This window comes from Burkholderia sp. MSMB0856 (assembly GCF_001524645.2).
Lineage (GTDB): Bacteria > Pseudomonadota > Gammaproteobacteria > Burkholderiales > Burkholderiaceae > Burkholderia > Burkholderia diffusa.
Map to the genome: position 1 here is coordinate 1,072,513 of NZ_CP013427.1, position 14,807 is coordinate 1,087,319.

The window sequence follows — 14,807 nt, forward strand, 5'->3', positions numbered from 1 at the left end:
TCTAGTCGTCCGATTTCGACGACGGAGAACACAAAAATGGATGGGGTTTTCATCGGCGCACTGGTGTTGTTCACCGCGCTGATCCTCGGTTTGCTTGCCGGTTGCGAGAAGCTCGTGCAATACGGTCGCGGGGGGCGCGCATGACCTGGATGCTTTGGCTCGCGGGTGCCTCGACGGCCCTGCTGTTCGCGTATCTCGTCTTTGCGCTGCTGCGCGCGGAGGACATCGAATGAACGCGAACAACCTGTTGCAGATACTGCTGTTCATCGTCGTGCTGCTCGCGGCGGCCGTGCCGGTCGCGCGCTACCTCACGGGCGTGATGGACGGCAGTTCGCGTGTCGTGCGCGTGTTCGGGCCGCTCGAGCGCGCGCTGTACCGCATCGCCGGCGTCGACGCCGGCACCGAAATGAACTGGAAGCAGTATGCGATCGCCACGATCGCGTTCAACGCGCTCGGCGCGCTGTTCCTGTACGGCCTGCTGCGCCTGCAGGGGTTCCTGCCCGGCAATCCGCAGCAATTCGGCGCGATGACGGCCGACGGTGCGTTCAACACGGCCGTCAGCTTCGTCACCAACACCAACTGGCAGGACTACACGCCCGAGCAGACCGTCAGCTACCTGACGCAGATGCTCGGCCTGACCGTGCAGAACTTCCTGTCGGCGGCAACGGGCATCGTCGTCGTGATCGCGCTGATCCGCGGCTTCGCGCGTCATACCGCGCAGACGATCGGCAACTTCTGGGTCGACCTCACGCGCGTGACGCTGTACGTGCTCGTGCCGATGGCCGCGCTCGTCGCCGCGCTGCTGATGAGCCAGGGCGTGATCCAGAACATGACGGCGTACCAGGACGTGCCGGTGCTGCAGGCGAGCACCTACGCGGCGCCGAAGCTCGACGCGCAGGGCAACCCGGTCAAGGACGACAAGGGCAACCCGGTGACGGTGCCCACGCCGCTCGTGAAGCAGACGCTCGCGATGGGTCCGGTCGCGTCGCAGGAAGCGATCAAGATGCTCGGCACCAACGGCGGCGGCTTCTTCAACGCGAACTCCGCGCACCCGTACGAGAACCCGACGCCGTTCGCGAACTTCCTGCAGATCTTCTCGATCCTGATCATCCCGGCCGCGCTGGCCCTCGTGTTCGGCCGGATGATCGGCGACCGCAGGCAGGGCATCGCGGTGCTCGCGGCGATGACGGTCGCGTTCGTGATCGCGATCGGCGTCGAGGTGAGCGCCGAGCAGGCCGGCAACCCGACGCTCGCCGCGCTGCACGTCGACCAGTCGACGAGCGCGCTGCAACCGGGCGGCAACATGGAAGGCAAGGAAACGCGCTTCGGCATCGCGCAGACCGGCATCTTCACGGTCGCGACGACGGCCGCGTCGTGCGGCGCGGTCGACACGATGCACGATTCGCTGACGCCGCTCGGCGGTCTCGTGCCGATGCTGCTGATGCAGCTCGGCGAGGTGATCTACGGCGGCGTCGGTTCCGGCCTCTACGGGATGCTCGTGTTCGCGCTGCTCGCGGTGTTCGTCGCGGGCCTGATGATCGGCCGCACGCCGGAATACGTCGGCAAGAAGATCGAGTCGTACGAGATGAAGATGGTGTCGATCGTCGTGCTGCTCACGCCGCTGCTCGTGCTGCTCGGCACGTCGATCGCGGTGCTCGCCGATGCGGGCAAGGCCGGCATCGCGAATCCGGGCCCGCACGGCTTCTCGGAAATCCTGTACGCGTTCAGCTCGGCCGCGAACAACAACGGCAGCGCATTCGCGGGCCTGACGGTCGGCACGCCGTTCTACAACTGGATGACCGCGATCGCAATGTGGTTCGGCCGCTTCGGCACGATCGTGCCGGTGCTGGCGATCGCCGGCTCGCTCGCCGCGAAGAAGCGCATCGCGGCGACGAGCGGCACGCTGCCGACGCACGGCCCGCTGTTCGTCGTGCTGTTGCTCGGCACCGTGATGCTGGTGGGCGCGCTGACCTACGTGCCGGCGCTCGCGCTCGGCCCGGGCGTCGAGCATCTGATGATGTGGCTGGGCGCGTGATGCGCGCCCGCATGGCGACACCTTGCAAAGACTGAAGAGATTGAAGAGATCGCAATGACTCAACATTCCGCAACACGATCCATGTTCGATCCGACGCTGCTGCGTCCGGCGATCGTGGATTCGTTCAAGAAACTCACGCCGCGCACGCAGTTCCGCAACCCGGTGATGTTTTGCGTGTACGTCGGCAGCATCCTGACCACGATCCTGTGGATCGCGGCGCTCGTCGGCCAGGCCGAGGCGCCGGCGGGCTTCATCCTCGCGATCGCGCTGTGGCTGTGGTTCACGGTGCTGTTCGCGAACTTCGCCGAAGCGCTCGCCGAAGGGCGCTCGAAGGCGCAGGCCGCATCGCTGCGCAGCGCGAAGAAGGACGTGATGGCGAAGAAGCTCAACGAGCCGCATCCGAAGTCGCCGATCCGGATCATGACCGCGTCCGACCTGCGCAAGGGCGACGTCGTGCTGGTGGAGGCCGGCGACGTGATCCCGGCCGACGGCGAAGTCGTCGAGGGCGTCGCATCGGTCGACGAATCGGCGATCACCGGCGAATCCGCGCCGGTGATCCGCGAGTCGGGCGGCGACTTCTCGTCGGTGACGGGCGGCACGCGCGTGCTGTCCGACTGGATCGTCGTGAAGGTCACGGCGAACCCGGGCGAGGCGTTCCTCGACCGGATGATCGCGATGGTCGAAGGCGCGAAGCGCAAGAAGACGCCGAACGAGGTCGCGCTGACGATCCTGCTCGTCGCGCTGACGATCGTGATGCTGCTCGCGACCGCGACGCTGCTGCCGTTCTCGATGTTCGCGGTCGACGCGATGAAGGCCGGTCACGTGGTGACGATCACCGTGCTCGTCGCGCTGCTCGTGTGCCTGATCCCGACGACGATCGGCGGGCTGCTGTCCGCGATCGGCGTGGCCGGGATGAGCCGGATGATGCAGGCGAACGTGATCGCGACGTCGGGCCGGGCGGTCGAAGCGGCCGGTGACGTCGACGTGCTGCTGCTCGACAAGACCGGCACGATCACGCTCGGCAACCGCCAGGCGTCGATGTTCGTGCCCGCGCCGGGCGTGACCGAGGAAGCGCTGGCCGATGCCGCGCAGCTGTCGTCACTCGCCGACGAAACGCCGGAGGGCCGCAGCATCGTCGTGCTCGCGAAGGAACGCTTCAACATCCGCCAGCGCGACATGGCGCAACTGCATGCGACGTTCCTCGGCTTCTCCGCGCAGACGCGGATGAGCGGCGTCGATCTGCCCGGCCGTGAAATCCGCAAGGGCGCGGCCGATGCGATCCGCCGCTACGTCGAGACGCACGGCAGCCGCTTTCCGGACGAAGTGCGCCGCGCGGTCGACGACGTCGCGCGCCGCGGCAGCACGCCGCTCGTCGTGGCCGACCTGCATGAAGGCGCGGCGCGCGTGCTCGGCGTGATCGAGCTGAAGGACATCGTGAAGGGCGGCATCAAGGAGCGCTTCGCGGAACTGCGCAAGATGGGCATCAAGACCGTGATGGTGACGGGCGACAACCGGCTCACCGCCGCGGCGATCGCGGCGGAAGCGGGCGTCGACGATTTCCTCGCGGAAGCGACGCCGGAAACCAAGCTCGCGACGATCCGCGAGCACCAGGCGGCGGGGCGCCTCGTCGCGATGACGGGCGACGGCACCAACGACGCGCCGGCGCTCGCGCAGGCCGACGTGGCGGTGGCGATGAACACCGGCACGCAGGCGGCGAAGGAAGCCGGCAACATGGTCGACCTCGACTCGAACCCGACGAAGCTGATCGAGATCGTCGAGATCGGCAAGCAGATGCTGATGACGCGCGGCTCGCTGACGACCTTCTCGATCGCGAACGACATCGCGAAATACTTCGCGATCATCCCGGCCGCGTTCGTGACGACGTACCCGCAGCTGCGCGTGCTCGACATCATGCATCTGACGTCGCCGGCGTCGGCGATCCTGTCGGCGGTGATCTTCAACGCGCTGATCATCGTCGCGCTGATCCCGCTCGCGCTGAAGGGCGTCACCTACCGGCCGCTCGGCGCCGCGTCGCTGCTGCGCCGCAACCTGCTGGTGTACGGCCTCGGCGGCGTGCTGCTGCCGTTCCCGTTCATCAAGCTGATCGACATGACGCTCGCCGCGCTCGGCTGGGCCTGATGCGCCGTACCTGAAGGAAGAACCATCATGAAATCGTTGATTCGCCCGCTCGTCGTGATCTTCGTCGTACTGACCGTCGTGACGGGGCTCGCCTACCCGGCCGTGATGACCGTGTTCGGCCAGGCCGTGTTCCCGTCGCAGGCGAACGGCAGCCTGATCGAGAAGGACGGCAAGGCGGTTGGCTCCGCGCTGATCGGCCAGCCGTTCGATGCGCCGAAGTATTTCTGGGGCCGGCTGTCGGCCACGTCGCCGATGCCGTACAACGCGACGGGCTCCGGCGGCTCGAACCTCGGCCCGCTGAACCCGTCGCTCGCCGACCAGGTGAAGGCGCGCATCGCCGCGCTGCGCGACGCGGGCACCGACATGTCGAAGCCCGTGCCCGTCGACCTCGTGACGGCGTCGGCGAGCGGCCTCGATCCGGAGATCACGCCGGCCGCCGCCGCGTACCAGGTCGAGCGCGTCGCGAAGGCGCGCAACCTGACGGCGGATGCGGTCGCGCAGCTCGTCGCCGCGAACACGGCCGGCCGCCAGTTCGGCGTGCTCGGCGAGCCGCGCGTGAACGTGCTGAAGCTGAACCTCGCGCTCGACGCGGCGCAGGCCGCGCACTGACCGTGTGCGACAACCGGCGTCCGGCGCGGCCCGATCCGCGCCGGACGCGCTTTTCCGACGGCGCATGCGCCGTCTTTGCCTTTTGCGGCGATTTGGAACAACAATGACGGTACTCGTTCGCAATCCCGCGCTTCGCCTTCCCGACGCATGAACCGCCCCGATCCCGACCAACTCCTCGACAAGCTGCAGCGCGACGAAGAAAAGCAGCGGCGCGGCCAGCTCAAGATCTTCTTTGGCGCGTCCGCCGGCGTCGGCAAGACCTACGCGATGCTGCAGGCCGCGCGCCAGCGCAAGCAGGATGGTGTCGACGTCGTCGTCGGCATCGTCGAGACCCACGGCCGCAGCGAAACCGCCGCGCTGCTCGACGGCCTCGACGTGCTGCCGCTCGCGCGCATCGACTATCGCGGCCGCACGCTCGCCGAATTCGATCTCGACGGCGCGCTCGCGCGTGCGCCGCAACTGATCCTCGTCGACGAGCTCGCGCATTCGAACGTGCAGGGCGCGCGTCACCTGAAGCGCTGGCAGGACGTCTACGAACTGCTCGACGCGGGCATCGACGTGTACACCACGGTCAACGTCCAGCATCTCGAAAGCCTGAACGACGTGGTCGGCGCGATCACCGGCATCCGCGTGTGGGAGACCGTGCCCGATCGCGTGTTCGACGCGGCCGACGAGGTTACGCTGGTCGACCTGCCGGCCGAGGAACTGCTCGCGCGGATGCGCGACGGCAAGGTCTATCTCGCGCAGCAGGCCGAGCGCGCGGTGCGCAACTTCTTCCGCAAGGGCAACCTGATCGCGCTGCGCGAACTGGCGTTGCGGCGCACGGCGGACCGCGTCGACGCGCAGATGCGCGAATACCGCGCCGACCGTTCGATCCAGCGTATCTGGCAGGCGCGCGAGCGGCTGCTCGTGTGCGTCGGGCCGGGGCCCGAGGCGCCGACGCTCGTGCGCGCCGCCGCGCGGCTCGCCGCGAGCCTGAAGGCCGACTGGATCGCCGTCTATGTGGAGACGCCGCGCCTGCAGCGGCTGCCCGACGCGCGGCGGCAGCGCACGCTCGACGCGCTGAAACTCGCGGCCGAGCTCGGCGCGGAGACGGCCACGCTCGCCGGCGACGACGCGGTCGCCGCGCTGATCGGCTACGCGAAGGTGCGCAACGTGTCGAAGCTCGTCGCGGGCGGCTCGCCGAAGGTCGGGCTCGCGCGCCGCTTCGCGCGGCCGTTCGGCGAAAAGCTCGCCGAGCGCGCGGGCGATGTCGACCTGATGCTGATCCGTGCGTCGGCGAGCGACGAAGTGCGCGCGACGCCGCTCGACGCGCGCGCACGCGACTGGCGCGACACGTTCGCGCAATTCGGCATGCGGCGTTCGCCGCCGCGCCACTACCTGTACGCGGCCGCGATCTGTGCCGCGATCACCGGCGTCGCGAGCATCGTGTCCGAGCGGCTCGACCTGACGAACCTCGTGATGCTGTACCTGCTCGGCGTCGTGTTTTCGGCCGTTCGGCTCGGGCGCGGCCCGGGCGTGCTGCAGTCGTTCCTGTCGGTCGCCGCGTTCGATTTCTTCTTCGTGCCGCCACGCATGTCGTTCTCGGTCAGCGACACGCAGTACCTGCTGACCTTCTTCGGGATGCTGCTGACGTCGCTCGTGATCAGCCACCTGACGTCGACGCTGACGCGCCAGGCGAGCATCGCGCAGCGCCGCGAGCGCCGCACCGGCGCGATCTACGCGATGGCACGCGAACTCGGCGCGGCGTTGACGACCGAGCAGATCGTCGAGATCGGCAGCCGCCATGTGGGCGAGGTGTTCCGCGCGCGCGTGGCGTTCCTGCTGCCCGACAGCGCGGACCAGGTGCGGCAGAAGATCGAGGAGCCCGATGCGGTCGTCACGCTGACGGGCGCGGATCTCGACAGCGACGTCGGCCAGTGGGTGTACGACCAGCAGAAGCCGGCCGGCCGCGGCACCGACACGCTGCCCGCGACCGCTGCGCTGTACCTGCCGCTGAAGGCGCCGATGCGCACGCGCGGCGTGCTCGCGGTCGCGTCGCGCGACCCGCGGGAGCTCGAGGTGCCCGAGCAGCTGCGGATGCTCGATGCGTTCGCCGCGCAGATCGCGCTCGCGCTCGAGCGCGTGCACTACGTCGAGATCGCGCGCGACGCGCTCGTCAACATGGAGTCCGAGCGGCTGCGCAACTCGCTGCTGTCGGCGATCTCGCACGACCTGCGCACGCCGCTCACGACGATCGTCGGTTTTTCGTCGATGCTCGCGAACGGACGCGCGGCCGCGCAGGACGGCGATGCCGCGGCGGCCGAGCGCTTCGCGCAGCGCGAGGGCGAGCTGGTCGACGCGATCCACGACGAGGCGCTGCGGATGACGGGCATCGTCACGAACCTGCTCGACATGGCGCGGCTGCAGGCCGGCAGCCTGCAGCTCAAGCGCCAGTGGTCGCTGCTCGAGGAAGCCGTCGGCGCCGCGCTCGCCGCGTGCAAGCGCGTGCTCGCGCGGCATCCCGCGCGCGTGTCGCTGCCGGCCGACCTGCCGCTCCTGCAGATGGACGCGGTGCTGATGGAGCGGCTGTTCACCAACCTGTTCGAGAACGCGGCGAAGTACACGCCGCCCGATACGTCGATCGAGATCGGCGCCGAGCGCGTGACCGACGACGGCCAGCCGTTCGTGCGCGTGCACGTCGACGATCACGGCCCGGGCCTGCCGGCCGGCATGGAAACGCGGATCTTCGACAAGTTCACGCGCGGCGAGAAGGAATCGGCGACGCCGGGCATCGGGCTCGGCCTCGCGATCTGCCGCGCGATCGTCGAGGCGCACGGCGGTAAAATCGGCGCGCTCAACCGTACCGCGCCCGACGGCCGCGTGACGGGCGCGCGCTTCTGGTTCACGCTGCCGGTCGACACGCCGCCGGCCGTGCCTGCCGTACCCGACGACGAAATCGACGTGCCCGGCGCATCGTCCCCCTCAGAGCCATTGCCAGATCATGAGTGAACCGAGCCTGACCGTCGTCCTGATCGAGGACGAGAAACAGATCCGCCGCTTCGTGCGCGCCGCGCTCGAAGAGGAGGACATCGCCGTGTTCGAGGCGGAGACGGGCAAGCAGGGGCTGATCGACGCGGCGACCCGCAAGCCCGATCTCGTGATCGTCGATCTCGGCCTGCCCGACACCGACGGCCTCGACGTGATCCGCGAGCTGCGCGGCTGGTCCGAGGTGCCGGTGATCGTGCTGTCCGCGCGCACGCAGGAAGAGGAGAAGGTCGCCGCGCTCGACGCGGGCGCCGACGACTACCTGACCAAGCCGTTCGGCGTGTCCGAGCTGCGCGCGCGGATCCGTGCGCAACTGCGCCGGCGCAACCAGGGCGGCGCGAACGAATCGCCGAAGGTGGGCTTCGGCGGCGTGACCGTCGATCTCGCGCTGCGCCAGGTGTGGCGCGACGGCGAGATCGTGCACCTGACGCCGCTCGAATACCGGCTGCTCGCGACGCTCGTGCGGCATGCGGGGCGCGTGCTCACGCACCGTCAACTGTTGCGGGACGTCTGGGGGCCGTCGCACGTCGAGAGCCATCACTATCTGCGGATCTACATGGCGCACCTGCGCCAGAAGCTCGAGCGCGATCCCGCGCAGCCCGAGCACATCGTCACCGAAACGGGCGTCGGCTACCGGCTCGTCGGCGCCGCGTGACGGCCGCGGCATGCCGCGTGACGTGATCTGAATGCAAGGCCGTCGCGCCGGTGAAGTTGCATCGGCGCGACATTGCCGCCGCATGCGCCGGCCGTGCACACCGGCCACGGATTCCCCGCTATGCTGACCGTTCCGCGAACGAAACCGAGGAGCGTGCCATGTCCGTCCGTCTCGTCGTCATCAGTGCGCTGGCGCTTGCCGCGCCCGGCGCGTTCGCGCAGCCGCTGCCGCCCGGGCAGCAGCCTTCGGCGCCGCAGCAGGCGCTCGCCAATCCCGCGTCGGTCAATTGCGAAAAGCTCGGTGGCCGCCACGTGATCCGCAACCTGCCGAGCGGGCAGGTCGGCATGTGCGTGTTCAAGGACGGCCGCGTGTGCGACGAATGGGCGTTGTACCGCGACGACCGCTGCATCGGCGGTGGCGGCGCCAAGCGCGTGTCGAACTGAGGCTGGACGCGGCAGGGCGGGCGTGGCCGCGCCAGGCGTCGGCCCGATCTCCGTTCGCGCCCGGCGCCGGTGCACCCGGCGTGTCCGTAAGCGTCTTGTTATACTCGGCGCCGCCCGGGGACGACCCCGGGTCATTCGCTTCAACGGGGACGGCCCCATCCGATCCGGAGTACGTCGAGATGGCGTGGGTATTGTTGTTGATTGCCGGTTTGCTGGAAGTGGCCTGGGCGGCCGGCATGAAATCGTCCGAGGGTTTCACGAAGCTCGGACCGTCGGTGTTTACGATCGTGACGGCGCTTGCCAGCTTCGGGCTGCTCGCGGTCGCGATGCGCCAGTTGCCGCTCGGCACCGCGTATGCGGTGTGGACGGGCATCGGCGCGGTCGGCGCGTTCGTGTTCGGGATCGTGATGATGGGCGAGGCACTCACCGCCGCCCGCGTCGCGAGCGCATCGCTGATCGTGCTCGGGCTGGTCGGCCTGAAGCTGTCGTCGGCCACCTGACGCCGCCGCGCCGGGCGCCGGCCGGCGCCGGTGCCCGGCCGTGACGCACTGCGGAATTGCGCCGGCCCTCGTGCCAGCCTGTCTATAATGGAACGCATTCGGGCCTGAATGTCGCCGCGCCGCGCTCGGCAGCGGCGCCGGTCGCCACGCGCCGCGCAGCCGGTCGTACCGGCTCGATCCGATCAATCGGCAAAGCGCACGGAAAAGTGCAAGGAGAGGGCCATGATCGAAGCCATTTCGCTCGGCGCGGGGCTCGCGTGGGCGAGCGGGCTGCGCCTTTACCTGACGGTGCTGATCGCCGGCGTGCTCGCGCGGGTCGGCTGGCTCCATCTGCCGGACACGCTCGCGGTCCTGACGTCGCCGTGGGTCATCGGCGCCGCCGCCGTGCTCGCCGTCACCGAATTCCTTGCCGACAAGATTCCCGCGTTCGATTCGCTGTGGGACGCGGTGCACACCTTCATCCGCATTCCGGCCGGCGCGGTGCTGGCCGCCGGTGCGCTCGGCCATGCCGACCCGACCGTGCTCGCGGTCGCCGGGCTGGCCGGCGGGTCGCTCGCCGGTGCCGCCCACGTCGCGAAGGCCGGCACGCGCGCGCTGATCAACCTGTCTCCCGAGCCGATCTCGAACTGGGTCGCGTCGTCCACCGAGGACGGCCTCGTGTTCGGCGGCCTCGCACTCGCATTCTTCGTTCCCCTCGCGTTCCTCGTCCTGCTCGCGGCGTTCATCGCGGCGTCGGCCTGGGCGCTGCCGCGCCTGTGGCGCGGCGTGTCGGGCGGCTTTCGCGGGATGGCGAACCACATGGTGTCGCGGCTCAACTCGATCGGGGGCAAGCGCGATTGAAGGCGCCGTCCCCCGTCGAGCGGCAGCACGCTGACCCGTCGCCGGCCGGGCGGCCCGGCCATGCCGGCCACTTCGGCTGGCACGACCTGATCCGCCAGGCCGTGCGGATGACCGCGCGCGACTGGCGCGCCGGCGAACTGACGCTGCTCGTGCTGGCGCTGGTGCTCGCGGTCGCCGCGCTGACGAGCGTCGGCTTCCTCGCCGACCGGCTGCGCCAGGGGCTCGAGCGCGACGCGCGCCAGATGCTCGGCGCCGATTTCGTCGTGCGCGCCGACCATCCCGTCGATCCGTCGTTCGACCGCGAGGCGCGCGCGCTCGGGCTGCGCACCGCGACGACCGCGATCTTCCCGAGCATGATCGCATCGGCCGCCGGCGGGCAGGCGAGCGACGCGGCGCCCGCGCGCCTCGCGGCCGTGAAGGCCGTATCGCCCGGGTATCCGCTGCGCGGCGCGGTCGAGATCGTGCCGGCCGGCGCGAGCGCCGCGCACAAGGCGACCGTGATCCCCGCACCCGGTACCGTGTGGGCCGATCCCGCGCTGCTCGACGCATTGCACCTGAAGGCGGGGGACACCGTGCGCGTCGGCCTGCGCACGTTCACGGTCGCCGCGTCGATTTCCCGCGAACTCGATCGCGGTTTCTCGTTCGTCAACTTCTCGCCACGGTTGATGATGCGCGCGGACGAACTCGCCGCGACGGGGCTCACCGGTTACGGCAGCCGCGTCACGTACCGGCTGCTCGTGGCCGGCGACACACCGGCCGTCGCGCGCTTCGAGGCCTACGCGCACGGGCGCGTCGACGGCGGCAAGCTGCGCGGCGTCGGTCTCGAGTCGTTGCAGGAAGGCCAGCCGCAGGTGCGCCAGACGCTCGATCGCGCGCGCCATTTCCTGACGCTCGTCGCGCTCCTGACCGCGCTGCTCGCGGCGGTCGCAATCGCGATGGCCGCGCAGCGCTACATGCGGCGTCATCTGGACGGCTGCGCGACGATGCGCTGCCTCGGCGTGAGCCGCCGCACGCTCGGCGCGCTGTTCACGCTCGAATTCGCCGGCATCGGTATCGTCTCGGGCGTCGCCGGCGCGGTGCTCGGCTATGGCGGCCACTGGGCGCTTCTCGCGGCGCTCGGCAGCCTGATCGACGTCGTGCTGCCGCCGCCCACGCCTTGGCCCGCGCTCGTCGGGATCGGCGCCGCGCTCGTGCTGCTGCTCGGCTTCGCGCTGCCGCCGCTTGCGCCGCTCACCCGCGTGCCGCCGGTGCGCGTGCTGCGGCGCGACTGGGGCGACGCGTCGCGCACGGCCTGGGCCTTGTACGCGCTCGGCGTCGTGCTGTTCGCGGGGCTGTTGATCGTCGCGGCGGGCAATCTGAAGCTCGGGCTGATCGTCGCGGGCGGGTTCGCGGGCGCCTTGGTCGGTTTCTCGCTGATCGCACGGCTCGCGCTGTATGCGGCGGCGCGCGCGGTGCGCGGTGCGCGCGTGGCCGCAGGCGTCGGCTGGCGCTATGCGCTCGCGTCGCTGCACCGGCGCGGCACGGCCAGCGCGCTGCAGATCACCGCGCTCGCGCTGGGCCTGATGTGCCTGCTGCTGATCGCGATCACGCGCAACGACCTCGTCGCCGGCTGGCGGCAGTCGACGCCGCCCGATGCGCCTAACCAGTTCCTGATCGACATCCAGCCCGACCAGCGCGACGACGTCGCCGCATGGCTCGCCGCGCACGGCGTACGCGACGCGGTGCCCGCGCCGATGGTGCGCGGCCGGCTCGTCGCGATCAACGGCAAGCCGGTGAACCCGGACGCGTATCCGTCGGACGAGGCGCGCCGGCTCGTCGACCGCGAGTTCAACCTGTCGTATACGACCGAGCTGCCGTCCGACAACCGGATCGTCGAAGGCGACTGGTTCGGCCGTTCGGCCAGCCCGCAGATCTCGATCGAGGCCGGGCTCGCGAAGACGCTGAACGTGAAGCCGGGTGACACGCTGCGCTTCGACGTGACGGGGCTGACGGTCGATGCGCCGATCACCAGCGTGCGCAAGCTCGACTGGGGCTCGTTCCGCGTCAACTTTTTCGTGCTGATGCCGCCGCCGGTGCTGAAGGATTTCCCAGCTGTCTACCTGACGAGTTTCCATCTGCCGGCCGAGCAGGCGGCGCTGCTCGATCCGCTGATCGCGCGCTACCCGAACCTGACCGCGATCGACGTTGCACCGATCCTCGCCCAGTTGCAGCGGATGATGCTGCAGGTGGTCGGCGCGGTGCAGTTCCTGTTTGCGTTCACGCTCGCGGCGGGCGTGCTCGTGCTGTACACGGCGCTCGCCGGCTCGCGCGACGAGCGCGTGCGTGAGGCTGCGCTGCTGCGCGCGCTCGGCGCGTCGCGCGCGCAAATCAATGCGGTGCAGCGCGCGGAATTCATCGTCGTCGGCGCGCTGGCCGGCGCGCTGGCGTCAGCCGGTGCGATCGCGGTCGGCTGGGTGCTCGCGTCGCGCGTGTTCGACTTCCGGCTCGCCGTCGATCCGTGGCTCGTGCCGGCCGGCATCGCGGCCGGCGTCGCGTGCGCCGGTGCGGCCGGCTGGCTGAGCTTGCATAATGTGTTGCGGCGCCCGGCGCTGCAGTCGCTGCGCGACGCCTGAGCGTCGCCGGCGGCCCCGATTATCCCGTTTCCGATTATCCGTATGACCGATGTGAATGATGAGGCGCCGTCGCAACCGACGGCGTTCGAGCTCGTGGGCGGCGAAGCCCGCGTGCGCGAAATGGTGGACCGTTTTTACGACCTGATGGACCTCGAGCCCGAGTTCGCGGAGATTCGCGCGCTGCATCCGGCGTCGCTCGACGGCTCGCGCGACAAGCTGTTCTGGTTCCTGTGCGGCTGGCTCGGCGGCCCGGATCACTACATCAGCCGGTTCGGCCACCCGCGGCTGCGCGCGCGGCACCTGCCGTTCCCGATCGCGTCGGTCGAGCGCGATCAGTGGCTGCGCTGCATGGCGTGGGCAATGGAGGACATCGGGTTGGCCGAGCCGCTGCGTGAACGGCTCATGCATTCGTTCTATGACACGGCCGACTGGATGCGCAACCGGCCCGGTTGATCGACCGGTACGCCGCTGTCCGTGCGCCGGACGATCTGCGTCTGGGCGTGTGGCCGGCGCGGCGCGACACTGTCCGCTTCCCCAACGATACGAGGCTCGCCCGATGACGACCCACGCACTGTTTCGCGAAGATGCCTATCTGACGCAATGCGAGGCCGTCGTCGCGGCCATTGGCGATGACGGCATCCGGCTCGACCGCACCGTGTTCTATCCGCTTGGCGGCGGGCAGGCCGGCGACAGCGGCACGCTGACGCTGCCTGACGGCAGCGCGATCACGATCGCCGACACGCGCAAGGCGAAGTTCGACGGCGCAACGCCCGACGACGCCGTGCACGTGCCCGCGACGGGCCAGGAAGCGCGCGTCGCGGCGCTCGCACCCGGCGCGCGCGTGATCGCGGACATCGACTGGCTGCGCCGCTACCGGCATATGCGGCTGCATACGGCCGCGCACCTGATGTGCGCGGTGTTGCCGTATCCGGTCGACGGCTGCAGCGTGACAGCCGACTACGTGCGGCTCGATTTCGCGACGTCGGACGCGATCGATCGCATCGACGTCGAGCGCCGTCTCGCGGCGCTGGTCCACGGCGCGCATGCGGTCACGACCGAATGGATCACCGACGCCGAGATGGCCGAGCGGCCCGACCTCGTGCGCACGATGAGCGTGAAGCCGCCAATGGGGCTGGGCCGCGTGCGGCTGCTGCGCATCGAAGGCGTCGATCTGCAGCCGTGCGGCGGCACGCATGTGCGCAATACGTCGGAAATCGGCGACCTGCGGGTCGCCAAACTTGAAAAGAAGAGCGCGCGGACACGGCGCCTCGTACTGGAGTTTGCATGACGATCGACAACCTGACGGACAGTGCCGCGGCGCTCGATCCGCAAGCGCGCGAGATTCTCGATTTCTGGTTCGGCGAGCCGGGTTCGGTCGAGTTCGGCCACGCGCGCAAGGTGTGGTTCAACGGCGGTGCGGCGTTCGACGACGTGCTGCGGACGCGCTACGGCGCGTTGCTCGACGCCGCGTGCGACGGCGCCCACGATCGCTGGGCCGACACGCCGCTCGGCGCGCTCGCGCTGATCGTGGTGCTCGACCAGTTTTCGCGCAACATGCATCGCGGCACGCCGCGTGCGTTCGCCGCCGATCCGAAGGCGCTGGCGCTCGCGCGGCGCGTCGTCGCGACCGGGTGGGACGCGCAATTGCCGAGCGGCCATCACCGTGCGTTCGCGTACCTGCCGTTCGAACATGACGAGTCGGACGAGAGCCAGCGCGAGGCCGTGCGCCTGTGCGCGGGCATTCGCGGCGAGGCCGGGTGCGAGAGCTATCACGACTTCGCGTTGCGTCATGCGGCCGTGGTCGAGCGCTTCGGCCGTTTTCCGCACCGGAACGCGATTCTCGGCCGTACGTCGACCGATGCGGAGACGGCATTCCTGCGCGAGCCGGGCTCGTCGTTCTGACGTGCGGGGTGGTGGGGCGGCGCGCGTGAAAGCGTGCTCGAGCGC

13 protein-coding genes are annotated in these 14,807 nt (G+C 69.9%); all 13 read left to right on the plus strand.

The window, feature by feature from the left end:
* Window positions 1–140: 140 nt before the first annotated feature.
* The 13 genes from kdpF to WS87_RS06150 all read left to right on the plus strand — a co-directional run bounded on the left by kdpF (window position 141) and on the right by WS87_RS06150 (window position 14,762).
* Entirely contained in the window at window positions 141–233 is a 93-nt protein-coding gene (gene kdpF, locus WS87_RS06090) for a K(+)-transporting ATPase subunit F (protein ID WP_006752209.1), read from the plus strand.
* Entirely contained in the window at window positions 230–2,035 is a 1,806-nt protein-coding gene (kdpA, locus tag WS87_RS06095) for a potassium-transporting ATPase subunit KdpA (RefSeq protein WP_059820647.1), read from the plus strand. Before kdpF ends, kdpA begins: the two co-directional genes overlap by 4 nt.
* Window positions 2,036–2,089: 54 nt before the next feature.
* Window positions 2,090–4,174 (plus strand): potassium-transporting ATPase subunit KdpB, encoded by a 2,085-nt coding sequence (gene kdpB / locus WS87_RS06100; protein ID WP_059820648.1) that lies wholly within the window; start codon window positions 2,090–2,092, stop codon window positions 4,172–4,174.
* A gap of 27 nt (window positions 4,175–4,201) precedes the next feature.
* Window positions 4,202–4,783, plus strand: coding sequence for a potassium-transporting ATPase subunit KdpC (gene kdpC, locus WS87_RS06105; RefSeq protein WP_059533265.1), 582 nt, complete (start codon window positions 4,202–4,204; stop codon window positions 4,781–4,783).
* A gap of 147 nt (window positions 4,784–4,930) precedes the next feature.
* The gene (locus WS87_RS06110; RefSeq protein ID WP_059820649.1) at window positions 4,931–7,774 is read left to right on the plus strand and encodes a sensor histidine kinase; all 2,844 of its coding nucleotides are present in this window, start codon (window positions 4,931–4,933) and stop codon (window positions 7,772–7,774) included.
* Window positions 7,767–8,465: a two-component system response regulator KdpE gene (gene kdpE, locus WS87_RS06115; RefSeq protein ID WP_059533261.1), complete on the plus strand. Its 699-nt coding sequence runs from the start codon at window positions 7,767–7,769 to the stop codon at window positions 8,463–8,465. The genes WS87_RS06110 and kdpE overlap by 8 nt, the downstream gene beginning before the upstream one ends.
* Window positions 8,466–8,623: 158 nt before the next feature.
* The gene (locus WS87_RS06120; RefSeq protein WP_059689393.1) at window positions 8,624–8,908 is read left to right on the plus strand and encodes a putative hemolysin; all 285 of its coding nucleotides are present in this window, start codon (window positions 8,624–8,626) and stop codon (window positions 8,906–8,908) included.
* Between the two features lie 179 nt (window positions 8,909–9,087).
* Window positions 9,088–9,408: a quaternary ammonium compound efflux SMR transporter SugE gene (sugE, locus tag WS87_RS06125; protein WP_059820650.1), complete on the plus strand. Its 321-nt coding sequence runs from the start codon at window positions 9,088–9,090 to the stop codon at window positions 9,406–9,408.
* A 222-nt stretch (window positions 9,409–9,630) separates the two neighbouring features.
* Window positions 9,631–10,248 carry a DUF4126 domain-containing protein gene (locus WS87_RS06130; protein WP_040144699.1) on the plus strand — a complete coding sequence of 206 codons (618 nt, stop codon included), beginning with the start codon at window positions 9,631–9,633 and terminating at the stop codon, window positions 10,246–10,248.
* 107 nt (window positions 10,249–10,355) lie between these two features.
* Window positions 10,356–12,860 (plus strand): ABC transporter permease, encoded by a 2,505-nt coding sequence (locus tag WS87_RS06135; protein WP_082750758.1) that lies wholly within the window; start codon window positions 10,356–10,358, stop codon window positions 12,858–12,860.
* Between the two features lie 42 nt (window positions 12,861–12,902).
* Window positions 12,903–13,313: a group II truncated hemoglobin gene (locus WS87_RS06140; RefSeq protein WP_059533253.1), complete on the plus strand. Its 411-nt coding sequence runs from the start codon at window positions 12,903–12,905 to the stop codon at window positions 13,311–13,313.
* Window positions 13,314–13,416: 103 nt separating this feature from the next.
* Window positions 13,417–14,148 carry an alanyl-tRNA editing protein gene (locus WS87_RS06145; RefSeq protein ID WP_059820652.1) on the plus strand — a complete coding sequence of 244 codons (732 nt, stop codon included), beginning with the start codon at window positions 13,417–13,419 and terminating at the stop codon, window positions 14,146–14,148.
* Window positions 14,145–14,762, plus strand: a complete 618-nt coding sequence (locus WS87_RS06150) for a DUF924 family protein (RefSeq protein ID WP_059820653.1) — start codon at window positions 14,145–14,147, stop codon at window positions 14,760–14,762. Before WS87_RS06145 ends, WS87_RS06150 begins: the two co-directional genes overlap by 4 nt.
* Window positions 14,763–14,807 lie beyond the last annotated feature (45 nt).

Bases quoted from the DNA above. Each gene is read 5' to 3' on its own strand.
- kdpF (WP_006752209.1), top strand. From the start codon at position 141: ATGACCTGGATGCTTTGGCTCGCGGGTGCCTCGACGGCCCTGCTGTTC.
- kdpA (WP_059820647.1), top strand. From the start codon at position 230: ATGAACGCGAACAACCTGTTGCAGATACTGCTGTTCATCGTCGTGCTG.
- kdpB (WP_059820648.1), top strand. From the start codon at position 2,090: ATGACTCAACATTCCGCAACACGATCCATGTTCGATCCGACGCTGCTG.
- kdpC (WP_059533265.1), top strand. From the start codon at position 4,202: ATGAAATCGTTGATTCGCCCGCTCGTCGTGATCTTCGTCGTACTGACC.
- WS87_RS06110 (WP_059820649.1), top strand. From the start codon at position 4,931: ATGAACCGCCCCGATCCCGACCAACTCCTCGACAAGCTGCAGCGCGAC.
- kdpE (WP_059533261.1), top strand. From the start codon at position 7,767: ATGAGTGAACCGAGCCTGACCGTCGTCCTGATCGAGGACGAGAAACAG.
- WS87_RS06120 (WP_059689393.1), top strand. From the start codon at position 8,624: ATGTCCGTCCGTCTCGTCGTCATCAGTGCGCTGGCGCTTGCCGCGCCC.
- sugE (WP_059820650.1), top strand. From the start codon at position 9,088: ATGGCGTGGGTATTGTTGTTGATTGCCGGTTTGCTGGAAGTGGCCTGG.
- WS87_RS06130 (WP_040144699.1), top strand. From the start codon at position 9,631: ATGATCGAAGCCATTTCGCTCGGCGCGGGGCTCGCGTGGGCGAGCGGG.
- WS87_RS06135 (WP_082750758.1), top strand. From the start codon at position 10,356: ATGACCGCGCGCGACTGGCGCGCCGGCGAACTGACGCTGCTCGTGCTG.
- WS87_RS06140 (WP_059533253.1), top strand. From the start codon at position 12,903: ATGACCGATGTGAATGATGAGGCGCCGTCGCAACCGACGGCGTTCGAG.
- WS87_RS06145 (WP_059820652.1), top strand. From the start codon at position 13,417: ATGACGACCCACGCACTGTTTCGCGAAGATGCCTATCTGACGCAATGC.
- WS87_RS06150 (WP_059820653.1), top strand. From the start codon at position 14,145: ATGACGATCGACAACCTGACGGACAGTGCCGCGGCGCTCGATCCGCAA.